The sequence below is a fragment of the Spirosoma arboris genome (assembly GCF_009754945.1).
Lineage (GTDB): Bacteria > Bacteroidota > Bacteroidia > Cytophagales > Spirosomataceae > Spirosoma > Spirosoma arboris.
On record NZ_WPIN01000025.1, the window covers coordinates 36,545 to 57,982 of the forward strand.

Genomic DNA, 21,438 nt, shown 5'->3' on the forward strand with positions numbered 1-21,438 from the left:
TTTTTTTATCCAGCGTTTTAAGCGATTATGCAACCAGTGACCATACGAATTAAGAAATTACCATGTGTATTCCTGACTAGCACAGCAATCAATTAATTGGCGACTCTGGCTTTTAGAAATAGGTTTCGTTTGTTGGTTCTATCCTCGGCTTTGAAATCAACCGTTTCCTTATTAAAAACGAAGGTAAATCTGTACAGATCGATGCCAGAAAGGCTATTATAATCAACAAGAAGTTTGCCCTTTTCCCAAGAACTCCTGAGCGCAACAGGTAAGCCAAACAGATGTTCATGGGAGAGTACATAGCGGTTACCCATTCCCATCGCCAGTTTTTGTTTCCCGCCATCGTCAAGCTCAAGGATAAGATAGTAATCCGTACGGCCCTTTTCGAACCGAAAAGCAGCTATCTCGAGGGCATTGTTTTCCAACCGGAAGGTTTTATTCAGCATACTGACTGAAAAATTGTTTTCCCGACCGCCACCCGTGTCAGGCAACCGGGTCAGCTTTAGCTGCTGCAATAATTCAGCATAACGGTTCTCTCCCGGTTGATAGGCGGCAATAGCATTCACGACCAGGTTATCGATTTCTCCGGCATTAAATCCACCGCCGGTGGTCACGATAACCACATGTTGGTCCTTCAGCACGAACAGTCGCTGCCCCCCTCTTCCAATAGCCTGTATTTCATCCGGGTTCTCGCTGTCGAACCACCAGCCATATCCATACGATTCCGTTCCCTTAGCAGGATATAAAGCCTGAATCTTTTGTATCCATTTCGCTGAAACAACTTGTTTCTGGTTCCATTTTCCTTCTTGCAATAACAAAAAGCCGATCTTGGCCAGATCATAAGGAAGCAAATAAAGATCGCCCCAGCCGTGATTGACGCCTTTTTTGTTTTCCTCCCAGTAGGTGGGGCCGAACTTCAGTGTATCGAACAGATACTTCCTGGCAAAATCATGGCACTTCATCTTGGTCGCCCTTTGCAATATCACGGCGAGCAGGTAGAAATTACCGCTGCAGTAAGAGAATTTTTCACCCGGTTTTGTTGAGAAGGGCAGATCAAGCATAAATTCGGCCCAGTCAGTCTGGTTCTGCATCTGCTCCAGTTCTTGTTCTCCGTTGGCCAAACTACATTGGAAGCCCGAGGCCATGTTCAACAGGTCTTTTATGGTCAGGATTTTAAGCGCGTTGTTTTTTATGGTATGTTCCGGAAAATAATTCACTACCGTATCTAGCTCACTGCTGATAAACCCTTTGTCGATGGCAATTCCGATCAGGAGCGACATCACACTTTTGGTAACTGATGCCAGATCATGTGCATACTGTTGCCGATAAGGATAGAAATCGGCATCGAGCACCACATGGTTGTTCCTGACAATTAACAGGCTATGAATATTTGTGCCGGTCTGTTGTAGCTCCTTGATACCGTTTGATAGTGCCAGCGAACTCATCTCCTGTGCTTCAGGTGAAGATAATTTCCAGGGAATTTTCTGACCATAACCGTTGAGAACGATAGCAAGAAGAACGAAAAGCAAATACGTTTTCATTTGACTGTGAGTTATTTTAAAAAAACGGTGTATAAAAGAAAACCATCGGCTCATTAACGCCTTTGCTTGATGGCCGGGCTCAGAGGGCGCGGGCTGACGCTGCTGCTGCTTGGTTGATTTTTTTATATTCCACTGAAACTGTCTGGATAGTTTGAATCCGCAGCATGAAGCGATCTATTGACTGGTAAAATTAGGCTTGTTAAGCTAAGTAGAGCATCGAGTTTATCGGGGAGAACTTCGTGCCGATAAGGAAGAAGAACTTTTCCAATAACGCCAACAGGCCAATTTCCTAAATTCTTGCTAGTTCACCATCTCTATAATCGCCCGAATTGATGAGCAGATACATGAATACTACTTCGTCATAGGTGGGAGCCTATTAATAACCGTTTCATCATCTCAAGTGAGAGCATATAGTGAGACGCTGACTTTTAATCTCTATCCAACACTATCCGTTGCTTACGTTTATAATTGTTTGTTATTCAGTTTGTAAGTAAGACAAATAATAAACCGAGTCATTCGGTCATCAACTGGTCTACACCCCGAATGAAAAAAAGAAATTACAGCTTCGTGACCTATACTTCACTTATCAGTTTGGCTATTGGTTGCCTGGTGGTTTTTCAACCACGAACTTATCCTGTTCCATTAGTGCATCAACGGGTAGGTACTCAGTATTGGCAATTGCCGACTGGATCTCGAATTGCATTTACCCTCGTGGCAGCAAAAAGAAGAAGCAAGCCGTTTCCCATCCTTTACTTACACGGCGGACCGGGCGGTCACATTCACCAAGGACTAATCAACAGTTTGGCACCCCTGGCCGATGATGGCTACGCTATCTACTTCTATGATCAAATTGGCAGTGGCTTCTCCGACCGCTTGGCCGACATTGCCGACTACACAGTTGATCGGCATATCAGCGATTTGGACGCAATTACTCAAAAGCTGGGTGGTCAGGTAATCTTGATTGGGCAGTCTTGGGGAACAATCCTGGCGACGCTTTTTACGGCCAGGTATCCGCAAAGAACACAACACTTGATCCTTAGCTCTCCCGGGCCTATTTTTCCCATGCATCAGGAATTAGTCAAACTACCGACTCCGGATAGTATACACTTGCGGGCACCTATCTTTACCAACGCCCAAGGCAACAAAAAGGCCAATAACATCCGTACAAAAGCCATGGTATTCCTGGCCAGTTCTTTTGGCTGGCAGTTGGCTTCGAATCAGGAAGCGGATGCGTTTGCCACCTACGGGGGGTATCAAGTGGATCGATCCACCGTTTGCGACACGGCCCTGATTCCTGAAATGGAGCCAGGAAACGGGTTTTATGCGGGTGTGCGAACCTATAAGAGTTTACTGGAAATGAAAGACTACCGAATGACTTTTAGGAAGTTGAAAACGCAAGTCTCCATCCTAAAAGGGGAGTGTGATAATTTGCCATGGGGCTACACACAAGAATATTTAGCTGTTTTCCCGAACCACCGATTAACTATTATACCCGGGGCGGGACACTTTCTGTGGGTGGAGCAGCCAACCCTTTACCTGAATGCCATAAGAGAGTTTCTTCGAGATAAGCCATCGGATACACGCAAACCCTATAGATAATGGTATGTCAAAGGAGCGTGGCTGTTGCACAGCCAGAGTTGTGCAACAGCCACGGGCATTCAGTGAGATCGCGGTTCTGGTCGCCGGGCGGTATGACCGCATCACACCGGTGCGATGCGGTCATACCGCCCGATCTCTCTTGATAGCTTGAAACGACAATTAGTTTATAATCTTTCTGCTAACGTTTCAACTCGTTACTATACCGTCTTAATCTAATAGCATAATGCTAGCTAAATGAACAGTTACTCGAAACGGGCGGGTCCACTTAGTTAATAAGTTAAGGGCCTCAAAACCTCTACCAAAAGGTTGACCTTACTAGGAATGCTTGTGGCCTTGCCAACCCGTCTTCCGCAAGAACTGTTCCCAACTGAGACTGTTCGGATTTATTTTTCGACTCCATAATAGGTCGCGGTCGCTGGAGAAATAGCCGTATTCAACCGCGTAGTGAGTCATGCCCACAATCTCATGTACTAAAAGCTCATTCGCACCGAATTCTGGAAAATAGCGAAGTAAATCGTCCCGATCGAATGCCGATCGATAGACGGCTTTCTTTCCAGTAACATGGATGAACGTGTCTACCATTTCCTGAGGTGAGATAATGTCCCCTATCACCGGTAAAGACTTACCCGCATAAAGACTTGGATTCAGAAAAATTTCTAAAACAGCAGGTCCTGTAGCCGTCAGCGGGTCCACGAAGGGGGCGCGAGAATTCTGGGGTAAATAGATGGGAAAGATAAGTGTATCACCCGCTGGAATAGGCGTATAAAACTCTAGCAGGTTGGTGTAAAAAAAAGACAGGTAAATGAATGAGCTGGTGATAGGAAGCGTGCGAATGTATTGCTCAATCAGCGCCTTGTCCGTAAAGTGAGGGGCAAACTTTTTCCCCGCGGTGATCTTCTCTACGTTTTCCAAACTGCTGAAGATAACATGCTCTACGCCCGCTTCAACCGCAGCATCAGCCAACTGTTTACCCAACGCCAATTCATGTGTTGCTGGGGGAGCAATAGTTGGCGTCATCATGAAAAGACCAGCCGATCCCCGGAACGCCCTAACGAAATCCTGCTGATAGCCTACATCGAGTGGCAGCTTGATCAGTTCGACGCCTTGTCGGGCCAAACGCATTGCCTCGGGGGAATCGGTACGACGCGTAATGCCGCGCACCCGGTACCGACCGCTTTGCAATAATGTACGCGCGGCACTATTTCCCTGTTTGCCCAGAATACCGACGATAGTAATGAGCGGTTTAGCGTCTTCTGCGCTAGGCTCTTTTCCTTCTAAACTAGTCACCATGCTTGTTGTCTGCTACTGAAAAAAGAGAGATAAAAAATAGAGTAACAAAACTATTGTGAGCGAACTGCCGTTGCAATAGCTATCGAATTGGATAGGTTCAAAAACCGGAACGTATGATCAAGACCGAGTGCATCAGCCCGTCGGTGAGCTTAGTGGGTAGGCTGTATCCCTGTACGGTTAGTTTGGCGATGAACTTAGTGGGTGGCAAATGGAAAGCCGTTATCCTTTATCATTTGACGGATATGGAAAAGCGCTATAGTGAACTCAAACGAGCGATGCCCGATGTAACGGAAATGACGTTGAGTATCCAGCTCAAGCAGTTGGAGAAAGATAACTTTATCGTCAGAAAGGTGTACGGAGAAAAACCGCCCATCCGAGTAGAGTATAGCCTGACTGATTTCGGTAAAACCTTTATCCCGGTTCTTGAGGCAATCACTGCTTGGGGGAATCAGGTCGTTGAAGAGAAAGGGGAATTTGTTAACGGTGTTTAGACTACCGTAAAAACTACCAATCTGTTTCTAAGAATGCCCCTTTCGCAGGCGTCTTACGTTTTCAGTTTTGTACACATATAAACGGACGTGGCTGTTGCACAACTCTGTCAGTACCTAGAACCTGGGGATAGGTTGAGTTTTTGTATCTTCAGCTATGCAAGGCAGAAAAGACGACCGCGAAAAACTCATTACTTCGTTTCAGCTTTCCAACTGTATTCCCAAGCACAACCGCTCCAGCGGCCTGGTTCTACCGTCGGTTGAAGGAGACGCTTGACCGCCCCGGCGGCCCGGCTTACTTTCCTGTACGAACATACCAAAGGCTATACCCTAAACTTGGCTCTTACGCACTTTGTGTGGTTTAGCATCGGTACAGCACACGTTGTCGCAATAAGTCTAACTTAGCTCGCCCATACATCTGCCGCTTGATTAGCTTTAGTCTGGTTACCTGTCCTTCAGTTTGACCATTACTCCATTCAGTGGCCAGGGCTGCTCGCACAGCCGCGTAGTCTTGTTGAAGCCGAAAGCCAAACTGGTTCATGAGCACGGTCGAGCAACTTTGGCAATTAGCTAACCAATCGTCTAGTAATTCTACCCGACACTGTCGAACCAGGGTGCCAAAGTCCTTAGCCAGTTCATAGACCTGATCAATAACTGGGTCTTGGCAAATGTGGGTTAGCACTTGTCGATCAGTCTCTTCCAGGAAGCACATCGGGCTGCTCAATGAGCCGAGTTTGGCTTAGATGGCCCTCCATTTCTCCCGCTCCGGCGTCCCGGCTCCAAAGCGGACTCTAGAAAGTGTTTGAGAAGTGGTGCGAACAGGCCGTTTTCGCCCGTCAGGGACGGTCGGCCGCTCATATCTTTGTTTTGAGTTGAGGTTGTTAGAAAAAGTGCAATTTTTGACTAAGTCCTGACAGGGGTAGCCAGTACCTCGGGTCGGCCGCTGAGACACCTTCCGGTGATCTTGATCAGGCTGGTTGTGCTGGCTTCCTTGTCGCTTTTCAATTAGCTTCCACAGTACCCATAGACGCGGTTGCAAACCGTTATCTGCCATCAATGTGCAAAAGCTCGGAAAGTAGTCAGGTTTATCTTTCAGTTTTTATCTTTTTAAGCGATGCAAACTTTTCTGCGCTATTGTGTTGGACTTGACATCAGTAAAGACACCATCCAAGCCTGCCTCTCAGTCATTGATCAGACTGGTCGTGTCACCGTTAAAGCCACTAGTAAAGTAACCAACAAACCTTCGGGTTTTGCTTCCTTGCTAACTTGGGTAGCTCGCCATCGTAAGTTGGATTTACCCCTGAACTATTTGATGGAGTCCACCGGCGTCTACCATGAAGCCGTTGCCTAGTATATCCACCAGCAAGATCAAGCGGTAAGCATTTTACTGCCTAACAAAGCCAAGCATTATCTGAAAAGTCTTGGTTATAAATCAAAGAATGACAAAATCGATGCCCAGGGACTATCCCGCATGGGTTTGGAACAGCAGTTGCCGCTCTGGAAACCGCTCTCTAAGAACCTCTATGCCCTTCGGCTTTTGACCCGTCAGCATCAGCGTTTACAGGAACTTAAGACCCAGTCCACCAATCAGCAACATGCCCTGGAACACAGTGCTTTCGATAACAGCTTCATCAGTAAGCAATTGATTAAACTTATTACCGTCTACAATGGCCAATTGTCGGCTTTAGAAGAGGCTATTGCTCAACTCATCGACCAAGATCCAATACTTAAACCTCGCGTCGAGCGGCTGGTTGCAATCAAAGGACTAGCCCTGCTGTCGGTGGCTGTGTTAGTAGCTGAGACTAACGGCTTTGAAGGCTTCACCAATCAGCGGCATTTGGTCAGCTACGCGGAAAATAAATTTGTCATTTCTCACAGGGCATTATGCATCGAAATCACAAACCGCTGTATCTAACTACTCGTGATCTGAGCGAATCACTTGATCAAAGGTATACCATAGTACTATGCAAAACAAGCTAATGGTAGATTATTAATTCATAGTGTATGTCGTCAGCTAAGAGTGGACAGATGCGGGTGACGATATACACTTATTGGTCATTAAAAAAATGGTTGCAACAGTCATTGGTTATTGGTTGCAACCATTTTTTGGGTAGTTATAACCACTTCCACACATAATAAATCAAAAATAGGAGTAGTACTACATGAAATCTGCGCAAAACAAAAAATGGCAATAAGCAACAAATAATTGGCACGATCTGTGTCATGTAACGTGGCTTTAGGCCATTTACATGATCGATAAACCAAAAAGTATACCCGTAATAGATAGTACAACAGGCAAGAGTACTCCCCCAAAACAATAGCCAAAACTTTGGTTGTTTTGTCGTTAATGCACCCTTTGTGTATGCTGCATACCAGTTTCTAAGTTTTTCAGTAGTTCTCGTCGCTAGAGGTGACATATAGCTGGGCTGGTTTTGGCTTAAGTGCTCATGAAGACTTTCTGCAGACATTCATTTGGGATCAGAACGTTTTCTGAATCAGAACTTTTCTAATTTTCAGTCGTTTTTGAATCCCAGCGAATTAAGCCAGGTCTACTATCCGTTTTGTAATAAATTGGTTGCAACTACCAAAGCGGGCCAACTATCAAATAGCCTCCTTAACCCCGCCTGGCCGGGCCCGTTGTAGGTTATTTTTCTTTAACAAATTGGTCCAGTTATAAGGGCGCAGTGTAAACGGGCCAACTGCTTATGGGTTTTCCCTCCGCTTCTGTTGTCGAACTATCCGCTATTTCAAGGCTGAAATTTTAATCGCACTTGTACTCAATGTCAACTTTACAGACCGAAACAATCCGGGTGGCTCCCCTGGTGCGTAAATTTCTGTCGAAACACTGCGATGTTGCGCCGTTTCGCTTGCACAGCAAGAATAACCCCTACGCAACTTTTCTGATCAATTCGCTGGAAACTCACCCAACACTACGCCCGTTATTTCTCTCAGGCTAAACTAATTGCCTTTAATGGCTTTGTACGCCAGACCTTCCTGCAGGTTGCAACTCGTGAAATGATCGTTCGCATCGAGACGGGCGAAAAAGTCGAACGGGCTACCTGTTTGATTTTCAAACGCTATGATTTGTCGGAAGACGATCTGAGTCTGGATACACTACCAGGATACCATCAACGGCCGGGTTCTTGTACCCTGGTAGTTTTTTACATTTGGAGTTAAATTAATTCTCCTTATTAAACGCCATGATCATTGATATTATAGTTCGATTAGAAGCGTCTATTTTATTCTCTGTGCGAGTCCAGTAATACGCATGAAACTTTACTCCGTTTGCAATTATATATGGCTTTTCAAAACGTACTTCAGAAGTCAAGCAAGTCGTAACCGGGGGAGTAGTAAATTGACTTCTATCTTGTGACTCCCAGTAAAAATTAACAGGAATTTCAGGCATACTTTCAATCTCTTCTTTTAATATAGAAAAGTGTTCATCGGTTTCCGACTGAAAAACGTCGTTTTTCTCGCAGGAAAAACAAAAGAAGATGGAAATTATAATAGCAAGTACTCTCATCTCTTTAGTAGTTTATGTTACTAATAGTACAAACATAGGAGGTTACTCTATTCATACTACTGGTACAGATCCCATTTAGTAGACACGCAATACAAATTCTGTATTACCAGTATTCACTGCCGGTTTGAATGCTCCATATTGACCATTATAATCAATAAATTGCTCAAATACATCGTCATCTCCGTCTAGCCAACTTACTGTTGATTTACCACCTACAGTTCCAGTAAAGGATAGATTACTACCATCTTTTTTACCGAATGTAGCCGTAGTACCTACCGTAAAAGTTCTCTCTTCCGTATGAGTTACATTACCGTCTTTCTCTTTTACAATAAGTATAATTCGATTACCAAAATCTTCTGCGTCCCAAGTCAGAATCTCGGTACCATTATTCCAGTTTAGCCAAATACCACTATTTACCGATGATCCACGGTTGTCAAATAATACGTTATTCTGACGATATTCATTGAGTTTATCCATGTAAGGATTCACAGTATGGCATCCCCAAAACGTGTTTGGTACACAGACGCTACCCCACCCCCCTTCAACCTGTTCAGCGAAGCCTGGAACCGTAAACTGGGCAGCTAGTCGCTCAAATGAAATACTACCAAACGGAAGGCTTGAAAATGTTTCTGGGACTCTGCCACCTATAGCTACTCTTCCTGTTAATTCTAAATTTCCTTCCGACCAGTTCTCACTGATATCCTGTATCTTTTGATTATTTATAAAACGAATGAATGATATGCGGTCTTTCATCGTGTAATCGAGTTGACCAGCAAAAGGCTCACTTGTATTCGTTGTCAATTGACCACTCATATAGTAGGTTTTATAATAAGCATAGCCTCGTGGGGCTTCAGGCCGATAAAGATGAGAACGGTACTCAGGGGAATTTGAGCCAACATTAAAATCAGTACCTATTGCTAGCATCCTTGCTCCCTTATTGGCCTGAGTACGTATATTTCGTTTCGATTTATTAAAGTTGACACTTTGATAATAGTAATATCTACCATTATCAGTCATTAGATAATCCCATTGAGCTTTTGTATCAGATTGATTAGAAGCTACTCGTAAACTACTTGGACTAACATCCGATACCTCAATCCTTTCATTATCTTTTACAACCAGTATTAGCTCATCCGGATCTCCTTTCGCTTTAATCATATGGCCCTTACCTTTACTGTCATAAGCAGTTACTTCAGTCCGTTCTTCGTTGACATTAAAATAAGCTACTTTAGGTATGAAATGCTCAGTATCCCATGTTGCAGCCGAGTTATAATATTTTTCGTTTAAAAGTTCGGGAACAAAAATTGTCAACTTGGGTAGGCTTTCAGTAACGTCAATAAATTCTTGCTTTGAACTATGATAAGAAGCTAATATATCAAAGAAGGTAGTATTCCCGGTTACAATCTGGTTTTTTTGAGCGTGAAATAATACATCATAATCTTCATCAAATTGCTCTAAAGCTTTCGCCTTTAGAAAGTCCCTCAGTTCTTTTCGAATTAATGCTTTAGCTAAAGTTTTCGCGAAAGCATCACGAGCTTCACGTTCATCTTTTTTCGTGAAACTGATGCGCGCACTATTGGCATCACTCACTTCCACTTCAGGCACATGGCACGCTGCTACACAAACAGCCATGCTAATGCATAAATAATGTCTAAAATTTTTCATTAACTTTAAATGTTTAATGGTTGAACATTAAGTAGGGGTAAGCTCAAATAGCCCATTAGAGTAGTAATTGTGCATCTCGACCAAAATGAGAAGCTATACTATCATAAGTAAAATAGTATAAGACGGCACTAACAACAGCTGTTGTCCAAAAGATTATCCAGAATTTAGGCTGGTATTAAGTTAATGCTCCCTGGGTGTGACTCTGGAACCAGGCGCTAAGTTTGTTAATTAGTTTACTCTACTTTTCTTTTCCATACTCTTTATAGGGCTCTCCAAATCTTAGCTTTTACGCAATTTGGGTGATAAGCTGAGGAACCCATAGTTTTAATGCAGATTAAAAAACCTTATGACACCACATAAAGAACGTAAGAGCCTGTTTACTAGGAGGAGCTCACGATGTACTGGTTCCCTTTTCTAAAGACAAGCGCTAAAACTTAAAGCCTACGCTCGCACTCAAAATACGACGTTGTGAACCGGTAAACCCAGTGGAAGCCGCTGCACCAGTAACCGGGTTTTTGATTGTATCGCTCAAGCCATAATGATACGTCAGATCAATTAATAATGGCCCAATATCAAAGCCTAATTGCCCTAACCCGTTGAAGGTCCCACTCTTAATTTCACTATTCGATAAGTTAAACTGACCACTGCTTGAGCTAATCCGATTGGCATACTCCAGACCCACTTGTAACCGAATCGCGGAAATGCCTCGGTCCGACTCCAGTAGTTTATAGCCCACATAGGCAGGAATCTGGATGTAGTGAATGTTGATCTTATCTTGAATATCGTTCACCGTCTGCCCATCGCCTTTCGTGAAGTAATTTGAGCTAGAGCCAAAATACTCGGCACCTACTTGGCCAAAGAATTGTCCTCCCGCCCGCACAAAGAGACCAGCCTGATAGCCTAGACGACCGGAAATATCCCCCCCGGTAGATTCCCCTTTGAGTTTGGTAGAATTAAGGCCAGCGTAGATTCCAAAAGCAATGTTTTTGTAGGCACTAGGATTCTTTACCCGAACTGGGTGAGAAATGGAGCTTTGCTCAGTCGTAATAGGTAAGGATGCTGAATAAGGGCTATTGCTGGCTTCTGAGTGGACCGCCAACATTGGACTCGTTGACAATGAAGTGGGTTCAGGTGGTACATTCTGCCCCTTTGTCAAACCGAGACTAACTAAATAAGTGACTACTATAATAAGTTGAGTTTTCATACAGTTTACTTGAACGTTAATTGAAATTTGAATTATTCCTAGTGGGCTTCCCCAGCAATTCCTTCAATAAGCTTGCTACAGAAATAGGGAATTTGACGAAAGGGCAGCTAGTATCTCACTAAAAGTATCTGATCACTCAGGTCAATAGGCTCGGAAAGCGTCCGATTCGTATAATATGATGTTAGGCACCATGCCCACCAAATACATAGGATTGATTGGCTAGTTTTTTCACAATATCCCGGCTGCGCTTGAGTCGCATCTTGATTGTAGAAGGCGTAAGGTTATATAAGATAGCCAGTTCGTTCATACTCATCCCTGCCTCATATTTCAAGCGAAGCAAGGTCTGATTCTCTGCCGAAAGCGTGCCCATCGCCCGATAAACCACTTGAATTCGTTCTTCCTGCAACTGGGTATCTACCTCCTCTATTTTAGGGGAGACTAAGCCTATTTCCTGATCACTTGTTAGTGCCAGGCGCTTGCCCAGCCGAAGCTGGTCAGCACAATAGTTATGCGTAATCGAATAGAGCCAGGTCGAGAAAGACGAGCGATTTTGAAAGGAATTGAATGAGTGGAAGGCTTTGATAAAAATATCCTGCGTGTAATCTTGTGCCTTATCCACATCTTTGACCATACGAAAGCATTGTTGATAGACTTTATTCATGTAGCGTTGATAGAGTATATCAAAGCTATCAAAAGAGGGGTGAGATGGAAGCGGCTGTTGAGGTTGAGCAGTCATTCGTACATGCTTTTTCATGGATGTCAATTCGCTTGTTCGTTAGTGATCTTGATAAGATTTCAGGTATTTCTGATGGCTGTGTGCTACACAGCCATCAGAAGACTACTCCCTTTCTTGGCTTAGGATAGGTTGGCGGAAAGCAGACTCGCATCTTCGACAGGGAAGTAGACCAGACAAGTAGCCTCCTTTACAACAGGACAGGCGGTAAATAGAGTAATCATTGATTCGTAGTCTAGCGCGGTTCGGTGGTACACGGTCAACGGGACAAAGTTGGCCGGTGAAAAGGCTAGTTACGTTCACCTATTTGCTACCAATCGATCGCTTGTTTGGGGGATAAGCGACTACCCTAAATTTGGGGTATCTCCAGCTAACCCTTCAGTAAATCTGGCTATCGTCTTTCTTGACAATGTGGCCGGTATGCCTATATTTAATCCATTGTTGCACCACACGTTGGATTACTTATATGCAAATTGCCATTGTCGATGACCATAAGTTACTAACCGATGCCATTGCCCTGGCTCTGAAAGGCACCTTTGAGGAGTCTCAGCTAGTCGTCTACAATAATCCGCTCACCTTTCTAGAGGCTATCAGGCCTGATCGGTTTCCAGATATTGTGGTTACCGATTTACTCATGCCACACATGAATGGCATGGAATTAATTCAGGCGGTACGAAAAACGGCCCATAACCGGATTAAGATCATCGTCCTTACCTCCGTGAGCGATGCGCAATCGATCCGGCAGGCTCTACGAAGTGGCGCTAGTGCGTACATTTCGAAAGACGCATCCTTAACCGAGCTGCCCGAAGCCATACAGGAAGTGATGAACGGCCAGGAGTTTATCAGCCCCATTCTTCAAAAATCGCTGATCAAAAGTATGTTCACCGAGGAGCAGCATGTCTTCTATTTATCACCCCGTGAAAAAGAGGTGCTCAAGAAGATATGTACAGGCATGACCGTTAAAGAAATTGCGTATGATATGGAGCTTAGTGCCCATACGGTCCAGACCTATCAGAAGAAAATTATGAAAAAGTTTAAAGTGAACCGGACCGCCGATCTGATCGTATTTGCCCTGCAACATGGCCTGTACACCTTACCCTCGAAATGAACACCGGATCGAGTTTCCGTTTGCCAATACGGCTGACCCTCTGTCGACTGGCTTGCCTGTTGATAGTGTATACAAGTCAACAGCAGGCGTTGGCCCAAGAGGCTCCTATACCGTTTATCCTAACCCGGTATACGACCGAAAATGGGCTTCCTCAGAATAGCATCAAGGGACTCGCTTTCGATCAATTGGGGTACTGCTGGATTGGTACGGAAAACGGGTTGGTTAAATATGACGGGATTCGTTTTCGGCTATACGACAACTTTGACATACCACCGACCTCCTCTCGGGTTTCGTATATAATGCAAAATAAACAGAAGCAGATTCTGATTTCTTTTGAAGGCCAGGAGTTTTATACCATCAGGAATTTTCCTGGCTTCGGTACCCGGCCAGTACGGGTCAAGGGCGATTATAATGTTAGTGATTTTCCTGGTTTTCAGCCAATACGTGGAGAGTCCGATCGTTCCTTCTTCGCCCCGCTTATCAGCAAGCAAGCGCCTGCCTCTTCCTACATTCTCAATGACCATCAGTATTATCTAGTCAAAGCAGATTCGCTCTGGATAGCCCACAAAAATAGACCAGCCACCTGCATTATTGATAAACGGCTCGGGAAATATCCAACGACCGTTATTGGTGATCAACTCATACTGATGCTAAATAACCACAAAGCCATTCTGTATTCCAACCCGAATGGACGGGCTCGTTTACTGATGGCCAAAGGGTTATTTTTCGATCAGATCGCCACTGCTGGCTCGCCTTATACACTCATGTGTTCGGCTTCGGGTACGTATTCGTTTTGTCAGGGCAAATTGTACCGATTGACGTTGCAGGATAAGACGATCTACGCCCGACTCATCGCGGAGGGGTTAGCGGATTTTACGCCCAACAAGCTCTATTACGACGAAGCGTTCAACACGTATTACCTTCAGAGTCACATCGATGGCTTACTGCTTATCCGACCCAACCGGTTCCAGTCGATTCACATTCCGAACGGTAGCTGGCATCAAAATTCATTTTATGGACAAAATACGTACGGAAAGGACCAGATTATTGCCAATGGGGCCCTCTTTACATTTAGTAAAGGGACGAAGTTTCCCCGTATTCAGAGGCTTATCTCGTTTCCGTATTCATCGGCTTCTGCCTATGTCCAGCAGGATAGCTATTATTACGAGAAGGATTTTTCACTCTATAAGTTAAATCTGGTGAGCCGAAAGACCAGTCAGGTTGCTCACCTGGATGAATATATCCACTGCTTTAATTGGTCCACGTATGATTCCACCCTGTATTTTTCTACCAGCGATAAACTCTACGCCCTCATCCAGGATAAGCCTGTCAGTGCCCTGGTACTTCCTCCCAGGAAAAACCAATACATCTACGGCTTTCGGTTTTGGAATGCCGATAGTGTATTGATTGCCAGCAACCTGGGCCTACTAGGCGCTAGTCTGCGTACCGGCAAAACCAAGTTCCTCCTGCCAAATAGTAACGTACGCACGATTTATATCGATAAAGAGCGATACGTCTGGGCTGGCACCTACAATAGCGGAGTCTATTTGCTCCAATCGGGCATGGTGAAAGCGTTGCCAATTGATGTAAATAAACGCCTAAGTGTGATTAACAGTATCCTGGAAGATCATCAGGGACGAATTTGGTTTAGCACCAATAATGGGCTTCTGAGTACGGCAAGACGATCAATCCTTAACTTTTTCGAGGGTACTGGCGACATTGAACCATATACCATTTATACGAAAAGCGATGGCTTGATCACCAATGAATTTAACGGGGGTGCTTATCCGGATAAAGCCTATTTATCAGACGGCCGTGTTTCCCTTCCCACACTTAAAGGATTAGCTGTTTTCAATCCAGACTCATTCCCTGATGATCATAGCCCCAAGCCTATCTTCATTGACCAAGTGCGCGTAGATGGTAAGTTGATCAAGGATCTTACCCATATACGGTTAGCGCCTGACTACCAGGCCTTAACTGTTTCGGTTAGTACTCCCTGGAAAAAGAAAGGAGAGTCGCTAATTTTTGAACGCCTGGTTATCGGTCATGATCGGCAATGGATCAGTTTTTCCTACGGCGAAAGTATTTCCATTCGGGATTATGGCCATGGAGACTATTCCATGCGTATTCGGATAAAGGGCTATCCCCAATCGCAAATCGAATTTCCTTTCAGTATAGCTCCCTATTTTTACCAAACCATCTGGTTTAAACTGGCCCTTGCCCTAGCTATTTTGCTAGCGGTTTTTGTCACCTTTAGTTATACCATTACCTATTATCAACGCAAGACAATTACCCTGGATCAAAAAATAAAGGAACGGACCCAGGAACTGAACGAGTCATTGGACCATCTTCATTTAACCGTAGAGCGATTACAAGTTGTCGAAGCTCGTTTACAGGCCAGCCTCCTTCAAAAAGATCGTATTATCAATATGCTCCTGCATGACATGAAGTCTCCGCTTTTTGCTCTAAAAAAGGGCATTGAGGAGCTTGACGACCGCTTGTCGGGGCAATTGGGTTTATCCGATGTCATCGCCAGTAAATCACAGCTGCTTCGGGCAGGCATCAATGATGTCTATAGTTTCTCGATTAATTTTTTTGAGTGGATTAAATACCAACAGGAAGGCTTTAGCGCCAATTATCAACTGACCAGCCTATCGGATGTATTCGGTCGAATTAATGAACTGTATGGTAGTATTGCCAGAAGCAAGGGACTGACACTGGTTATTCCGGCCACCGAAGTCGTGTTCTATACCGATGAAAATATCCTGATCACCATCCTGAGAAATCTGGTTGACAATGCCATTAAACATACTCAGTCCGGCACCATCCAGCTTTCTGTAGAAGCAACCGAGAAGGACTATCTGGTGATAACCGTCGCAGATACTGGCCCAGGTATGGATGAGCTTATTCTGGCCAATATACAGGCTGCTTTCAATGAGGAACTTGTACTGAGTGACCATGCTGGCTACGGCTATAAGTTGATCCTTCATCTGGTGAACCTGATTCATGGCGACCTGGAACTAGGTAATACTGGTGGCCTCCAGGTTGGGATCATGCTTAATTTTAGTTTTGGACAGGACGGTTAGTGGGTTATAGTTAACTATTTGTACTTACATAATTAGTGGTATTCAGCACAGCTCCATACAAAACACCGTATAACTCAGCTGTTTCTTAATTGGGTAAAAATTCTGCTTATAATCGATTTGATGGCGAGGGTTAAATAAATCATCTGATAATCAGGCCTATACGCGAGCAACTCAAGTGGCGTACCCCCAATTTAGGGTAGTCGCTTACCCCCCAAACTAGCGATCGATTGGTAGCAAATAGGTGAACGTAACTAGCCTTTTCACCGGCCAACTTTGTCGCGTTGAACGTGTACCACCGAACCGCAGACTACAAATCCATGATTACCTATTTACCGGCTGTCCTATTGTAAAGGAGGCTACTTGTCCCGTCTACCTCCAGGTACTCCTTAAAATGCGAGTCTGCTTTCCGCTAACCTATCCTAAGTCATATGAATTGTTTCATACACCCCTCTAAATGGCCAATTATTTTTCTTTTATGCCTGCTAACCGTTTTATCCAATGCCCAATCACCACGAGATAGTATCCTATATGAATCGAATCGATCCGCTCAGTTTCCAAGCGGAGTTGGAGGGCTTTATGATTTTCTAAAAAGAACAGTTCATGATCCCTCCAGTGCTTTAATCGAAAGTTGTAAACAGAAGGTGGGGGTACAAATGACTATCAATGAGCAGGGAACCATTACCAATATTATTACCCCACCTGCTCTACGAAAAGATTTCGACGACGAAATTCAGCGGGTAATCGCTTTAATGCCTAAATGGCTTCCTGCTGCTAAAAACGATCGATTCATAAAAAGCACTGTTTTTTTTTATGTAAACTTTATCCCACCCAATTAAGGGGTGAGACTCATTAGCAAAATAGGTTCTGACAATTCTGTCAAGACGCTCTACGAATAGAGTTGACAGCTGGATCAGTTACGTGGTTATTCCGGGCAAATTGACCAACTAATTCAGCCAGCAGCAGATCAAGTGGTTTCGGCTTAGCGTGACCACCGCCAAGCGGCTATGCCATTTTTCCTGTCATCGCTATGGCATCCCACAACCCGTTCATTCTTTGCTCCCATAATAAGGAGATTAAGGAAATTACATGATCTGAGTCGGGTTTTTGAACGAGTGAAATTTTCAACTAGGCCTAATTGATAAAGGAGGCATTGTAAACTAAGCTTTTGACGCTCGATTTGACACAGTAGAGATTAGCTAACAGACTAAATGACTGACATTAGGAGCAGTACACCTTTTATTTTGCAAATTGAGCAGGTCGGCGTCGATGAGGGGCTATCTGCAATTCAAGTGCACTTACATATTAAAACTACCTTCTTCGAGCATACATCTGAATTAAGGCTTAATGGCGTTTGGTTCCTCAGCTCTTCGCTAAGTCAATTCAAGGATTCCCTGATGGCCAATCAGCCTGCTGTATTAATAGATATTAATAGCACGTTGTTTATCCAAGTTACGGCCTTTGTTGACGATTATACCATCCTTATTAATTACAAAAGACGCTATAACCATGGTCAAGAGAACAGCACTGAACTAATCATCAAACTTGATAAAGAGGCCCTAATCGACTTGCAGGACCATTTTAAACTTATGCTGGTTTAGTAACAACGTTGAAAAATTTCTATTCTCTTAGAATCCAACATAGTTTGAATTTTTATACATTTTCCAGAACGGTTTTAATAACTGTAAAGAATGTTATTCGATTAAAGCTAGAAGCCCTGTTAATTCACTGACTCATATCTCCATTTGACAATCCATAGTATAGAAGAAAGCTCTTCAAGTCAGTTAAAAAGGCCTCTTTATTTTCGTCTCAATTCGGAGCCTTTATTGAGATTGATAATTCTGAACGATAACCTTATTGACAACGCTTTTTCTAGCTATTTAGTAAGAAAAGATAGAGTCTTTTCGGCAAACGCCTTTCGCTCCTTCAACCAAATGTTTAATCCGAATACGCCGGCCTTGTTACAAGAGTTGCTTGTCCATCACTGGACAGTCTGTTGTCCGATTTTGGACAGATTCGCCAGCATTACCCTCGTTTAAGGTGACTTAACAGGCATTTTTATATTCGGCATTCTATTTGATCTAATTTATTGTATCTAATAAAGCAGTAAAGCCGATTCATGAAAAAGACTGTATTAGGGGAGCTCGAAGAGTTAGTCTTGCTAGTAGTAGCGGCTAGCACTGAAGATGTTTACGGGGTACCCGTCCTGGAAGAGCTCCAACGCCAAACCGGCCGAAGCTTTACCATCAGCGCTATCCACACCACGCTGTATCGCCTGGAAGAAAAAGGCTTTCTGGTCTCCTCCGTTGGCGGAGCCACCGCCGAGCGGGGAGGGCGTAGTAAGCGATTGTTTGCGCTCACCACTGAAGGAGGAAGAGTCCTGCAGGAGATTCAGCAGATGCGCATTCGACTCTGGGAATCGGTCCCGGAGGCTAAACTTCAACTGTTGGGCCTTTAAGCGGTTGCCATAGCCATGATTCGTCAGCCCTCATCTCCCCAACCGAAACCGCCCTCACCACCTCAGTGGGCAGATTGGCTGCTGGACTGGTTTGTCGCTCCTCACCTGCTGGAATATGTGCAGGGAGACTTACTGGAAAGCTTTCATAAACGAGTAGGCCAAGTGGGCTTAGCCCGCGCCCGACGCGAGTATGGCTGGGCAGTCCTACACTGTTTAACGCCCTTCTTTGCGAAACGACAAGCCGCTTCAACGAATCTTTCGATTCCCCCTTACAACCCGTATCCTACCCCTGCAACGAGTGCTATGCTTCGAAACTATCTCAAAATCGCCTGGCGGAATCTGGTTAAAAACCGGGCCTACGCCCTGATCAATGTAACAGGCCTGGCCCTCGGACTAGGCTGCGCCTTACTCATTTTCGCACTGGTCCGCTATCACTACCAGATCGACCGCCACCACCACAATTACGACCGTATCTACCAATTTACGTCCCGGTTTTCTTCCCCCAGTGGTGAGTTTAACACGCGGGCCATCCCATACCCTCTCGGGCAGGCCGTCCGCAACGACCACCCCGATATTGAACAGGTCGCGATGCTGGAGGAGTGGTACCAACCCCTGATCGTCGTACCCGGCGCCAACGGGGCGGACAAGAAAATTAAGGATACCCAACAGGCCGGGGCGTTTGTGGAACCTGCCTACTTCCACATCTTCGACTACACCTGGCTGGCCGGTGGTCCCGATGACCTGAGCCAGCCCGGCACGGTGGTCCTCAGCGCGGATATGGCTCGTAAGTGCTTCGGGACGACGGGCCAGGTGATCGGCCGAACCCTTCGGCTCGAAGCCCGTATTCCCGCCCGCGTCGTGGGGGTGTTCGCCGATTACCAGGATAATACCGACCTGGCTTATCCAGTCATGGCTTCGTGGGCATCACTCAAAGACCAGCGCGGCAACCGACCCGAAGCGGAGCCGTTTGATAACACCAACAGTAGCACCCACTGTTTTGCCCTGTTTAATGACCGCTTCAGGGCCACGGACTGGAACCGGCAACTGGGGTCATTCGTCAAAAAGTATAATCCAAAACAAATCAGGGAGCTATCGTATCCGGCCGTTCCGTTCCGCATCATGCACTTATCGCCTGATTTTGGGGGCGTAAGCCGGGGACTGCTCCTGTCGTTGCTGACCGTTGGCTTGCTGCTGATTGGCACGGCGAGTATCAACTTCATTAACCTCGCCACGGCGCAGGCGTTCAATCGGGCACGGGAAGTAGGCGTTCGGAAGGTCCTGGGCAGCACCCAGGGCCAACTCGTCTGGCAGTTCATGGGCGAAACGGCGCTCATTGTTCTTATGGCTACCGGAGTGGCGGCTGGTGTATTTCGGTACGGACAAACGCTGGCGAATGAATACCTGCACGGGGTGTTCCGATTCACGTTCCATTTCTCGCCGTCGGTGCTGGGGTGGCTGGCCCTCCTGGTAGCCGGGATTATTCTGCTGGCGGGCTTGTATCCGGCCCTCGTGCTGGCGGGCTTCCGGCCCGTGGTGGCCCTGGCGGGGCGGCTCACCACGCGGCAGGTGGGGGGCTTCTCCCTTAGGCGGGGATTGGTGGTCACCCAGTTCGCCATTTCGCAGCTGCTGATCATCGGGTTAGTCGTCGTCGCCGAGCAACTCCAGTACGTCCGGGAGAAGGATTTGGGCTTTCGCAAAGACGCCATCCTGACCGTTAGTCTGCCCCACACGCCCACCCAGGACCTGAGCAAGATGAGCGCCTTCCGCCACCTGGCCACCGCCCTGCCCGATGTCGGTACGTTCAGTTACTCGATGAGCGGCCCCCCGCAATCGGGTTGGATCAGCCAAACCGAGATTCGCTTCGAGAGCCGCCCCAACGCCGAACCGTATGGCTTGCAACAGGCCTGGGTGGATGCCGATTACGTGGGCTTGTATGGCCTCAAGTTAGTCGCCGGGCGTAACCTGCAACCTTCCGACACGGCTCGCGAAGCCCTCATCAATGAAACATTCATGCAGCGACTGGGCTTCAGCCGACCGGCGGACGTAGTCGGCAAACGTATCTACAAAGCGGGTTTTGCCCCGCTGGAAATTGTCGGGGTGTTAAACGATTACCATCAGTCGGACCTCAAAGCCCGGATTGAGCCCCGGTTTCTGACGACGCTCGCCAGTGGCTTCTACTCGGCTAACCTTCAATTGACGTCGGCCCACTACGGCCGGGCGTTGAGGCAGTTACAAAAAGCCTACAACCAGGTGTACCCGGATAGCTTTTTTGAGTCAGCGTTTGTCGATGAACAGCTTCAACAAGCGTATCAGCAAGAGCAGACGATGGGCCGGCTGATCAATTTCTTCGCGGTGATTGCCCTGCTCATCGGCTGCATGGGACTCTATGGGCTGGTGCTGTTTATGGTCACCCAAAAGACCAAGGAGATTGGCGTGCGCAAAGTGCTGGGGGCCAGTGTGGGCAGCCTTCTATGGCTGTTCAACCGGGAGTTTGTCCGGCTGATCGGAACGGCCTTTGTGCTGGCGGCACCGGTGGGCTGGTGGATCACGAATGGCTGGTTACAGCACTTTGAATACCGGATTAGGCTTAGTCCCGGCATTTTTCTAGTCGCCCTGGTGGCCACACTCGTCGTGGCGCTGCTGACGGTGAGCGTCCAGAGTATCAAAGCCGCCTTCCTAAATCCAGTGAAGAGTTTGCGAAGCGATTAACGAAGCTGAATCGCTCCTATCTGGGTAGGATTGCGGT

General features: G+C 46.0%; 17 protein-coding genes and 1 pseudogene. 11 read left to right on the top strand and 7 right to left on the bottom strand.

What is annotated here, in order from left to right; translation table 11 throughout:
- Window positions 1-92: 92 nt before the first annotated feature.
- A complete protein-coding gene (locus tag GO755_RS36840) occupies window positions 93-1,541 on the bottom strand; it encodes a serine hydrolase domain-containing protein (RefSeq protein ID WP_198175042.1) in 1,449 nt (482 codons plus the stop codon).
- A 543-nt stretch (window positions 1,542-2,084) separates the two neighbouring features.
- On the opposite strand from GO755_RS36840, the gene GO755_RS36845 reads away from it, so the two are divergent.
- Window positions 2,085-3,140 (top strand): alpha/beta fold hydrolase, encoded by a 1,056-nt coding sequence (locus GO755_RS36845; RefSeq protein WP_157590447.1) that lies wholly within the window; start codon window positions 2,085-2,087, stop codon window positions 3,138-3,140.
- 315 nt (window positions 3,141-3,455) lie between these two features.
- Here the strand turns inward: GO755_RS36845 and GO755_RS36850 are convergent, their stop codons facing one another.
- Window positions 3,456-4,430, bottom strand: a complete 975-nt coding sequence (locus tag GO755_RS36850; protein ID WP_157590448.1) for an NmrA/HSCARG family protein — start codon at window positions 4,428-4,430, stop codon at window positions 3,456-3,458.
- Window positions 4,431-4,543: 113 nt separating this feature from the next.
- On the opposite strand from GO755_RS36850, the gene GO755_RS36855 reads away from it, so the two are divergent.
- Window positions 4,544-4,921, top strand: coding sequence for a winged helix-turn-helix transcriptional regulator (locus GO755_RS36855; RefSeq protein ID WP_157590449.1), 378 nt, complete (start codon window positions 4,544-4,546; stop codon window positions 4,919-4,921).
- A gap of 358 nt (window positions 4,922-5,279) precedes the next feature.
- Here GO755_RS36855 and GO755_RS36860 read toward each other — a convergent pair whose 3' ends face one another.
- Window positions 5,280-5,630, bottom strand: coding sequence for a transposase (locus GO755_RS36860; protein WP_227687239.1), 351 nt, complete (start codon window positions 5,628-5,630; stop codon window positions 5,280-5,282).
- A gap of 402 nt (window positions 5,631-6,032) precedes the next feature.
- Here GO755_RS36860 and GO755_RS36865 point away from each other — a divergent pair.
- From GO755_RS36865 to GO755_RS36875, 3 genes and pseudogenes are all read left to right on the top strand, one after another.
- Window positions 6,033-6,833, top strand: a pseudogene (locus tag GO755_RS36865) (IS110 family transposase).
- Window positions 6,834-7,698: 865 nt separating this feature from the next.
- The gene (locus GO755_RS36870) at window positions 7,699-7,875 is read left to right on the top strand and encodes a hypothetical protein (RefSeq protein WP_157590450.1); all 177 of its coding nucleotides are present in this window, start codon (window positions 7,699-7,701) and stop codon (window positions 7,873-7,875) included.
- Window positions 7,876-7,933: 58 nt separating this feature from the next.
- Entirely contained in the window at window positions 7,934-8,095 is a 162-nt protein-coding gene (locus tag GO755_RS36875) for a hypothetical protein (RefSeq protein ID WP_157590451.1), read from the top strand.
- 1 nt (window position 8,096) lies between these two features.
- On the opposite strand, the gene GO755_RS36880 is transcribed toward GO755_RS36875, so the two are convergent.
- The 4 genes from GO755_RS36880 to GO755_RS36895 all read right to left on the bottom strand — a co-directional run bounded on the left by GO755_RS36880 (window position 8,097) and on the right by GO755_RS36895 (window position 12,064).
- Window positions 8,097-8,441 (bottom strand): hypothetical protein, encoded by a 345-nt coding sequence (locus GO755_RS36880; RefSeq protein WP_157590452.1) that lies wholly within the window; start codon window positions 8,439-8,441, stop codon window positions 8,097-8,099.
- 75 nt (window positions 8,442-8,516) lie between these two features.
- A complete protein-coding gene (locus GO755_RS36885; RefSeq protein WP_157590453.1) occupies window positions 8,517-10,106 on the bottom strand; it encodes a hypothetical protein in 1,590 nt (529 codons plus the stop codon).
- Between the two features lie 427 nt (window positions 10,107-10,533).
- A complete protein-coding gene (locus tag GO755_RS36890) occupies window positions 10,534-11,310 on the bottom strand; it encodes an outer membrane beta-barrel protein (protein ID WP_157590454.1) in 777 nt (258 codons plus the stop codon).
- A gap of 181 nt (window positions 11,311-11,491) precedes the next feature.
- Window positions 11,492-12,064 (bottom strand): RNA polymerase sigma factor, encoded by a 573-nt coding sequence (locus GO755_RS36895; protein WP_157590455.1) that lies wholly within the window; start codon window positions 12,062-12,064, stop codon window positions 11,492-11,494.
- Between the two features lie 445 nt (window positions 12,065-12,509).
- Between GO755_RS36895 and GO755_RS36900 the strand changes: the two genes are divergently transcribed.
- The 6 genes from GO755_RS36900 (at window position 12,510) to GO755_RS36925 (ending at window position 21,401) form a co-directional block, all read left to right on the top strand.
- Complete coding sequence (locus GO755_RS36900) at window positions 12,510-13,151, top strand: response regulator (protein WP_198175043.1); 642 nt, start codon at window positions 12,510-12,512, stop codon at window positions 13,149-13,151.
- Window positions 13,148-16,237, top strand: coding sequence for a sensor histidine kinase (locus tag GO755_RS36905; protein WP_157590457.1), 3,090 nt, complete (start codon window positions 13,148-13,150; stop codon window positions 16,235-16,237). Before GO755_RS36900 ends, GO755_RS36905 begins: the two co-directional genes overlap by 4 nt.
- Before the next feature lie 428 nt (window positions 16,238-16,665).
- On the top strand, window positions 16,666-17,073 hold the full coding sequence (locus GO755_RS36910) for an energy transducer TonB (protein ID WP_157590458.1): 408 nt from the start codon (window positions 16,666-16,668) through the stop codon (window positions 17,071-17,073).
- A gap of 372 nt (window positions 17,074-17,445) precedes the next feature.
- A complete protein-coding gene (locus GO755_RS36915) occupies window positions 17,446-17,835 on the top strand; it encodes a hypothetical protein (RefSeq protein ID WP_157590459.1) in 390 nt (129 codons plus the stop codon).
- Window positions 17,836-18,353: 518 nt separating this feature from the next.
- A complete protein-coding gene (locus GO755_RS36920; RefSeq protein WP_157590460.1) occupies window positions 18,354-18,692 on the top strand; it encodes a PadR family transcriptional regulator in 339 nt (112 codons plus the stop codon).
- A 15-nt stretch (window positions 18,693-18,707) separates the two neighbouring features.
- The gene (locus tag GO755_RS36925) at window positions 18,708-21,401 is read left to right on the top strand and encodes an ABC transporter permease (protein ID WP_449448586.1); all 2,694 of its coding nucleotides are present in this window, start codon (window positions 18,708-18,710) and stop codon (window positions 21,399-21,401) included.
- Window positions 21,402-21,438: the final 37 nt, after the last annotated feature.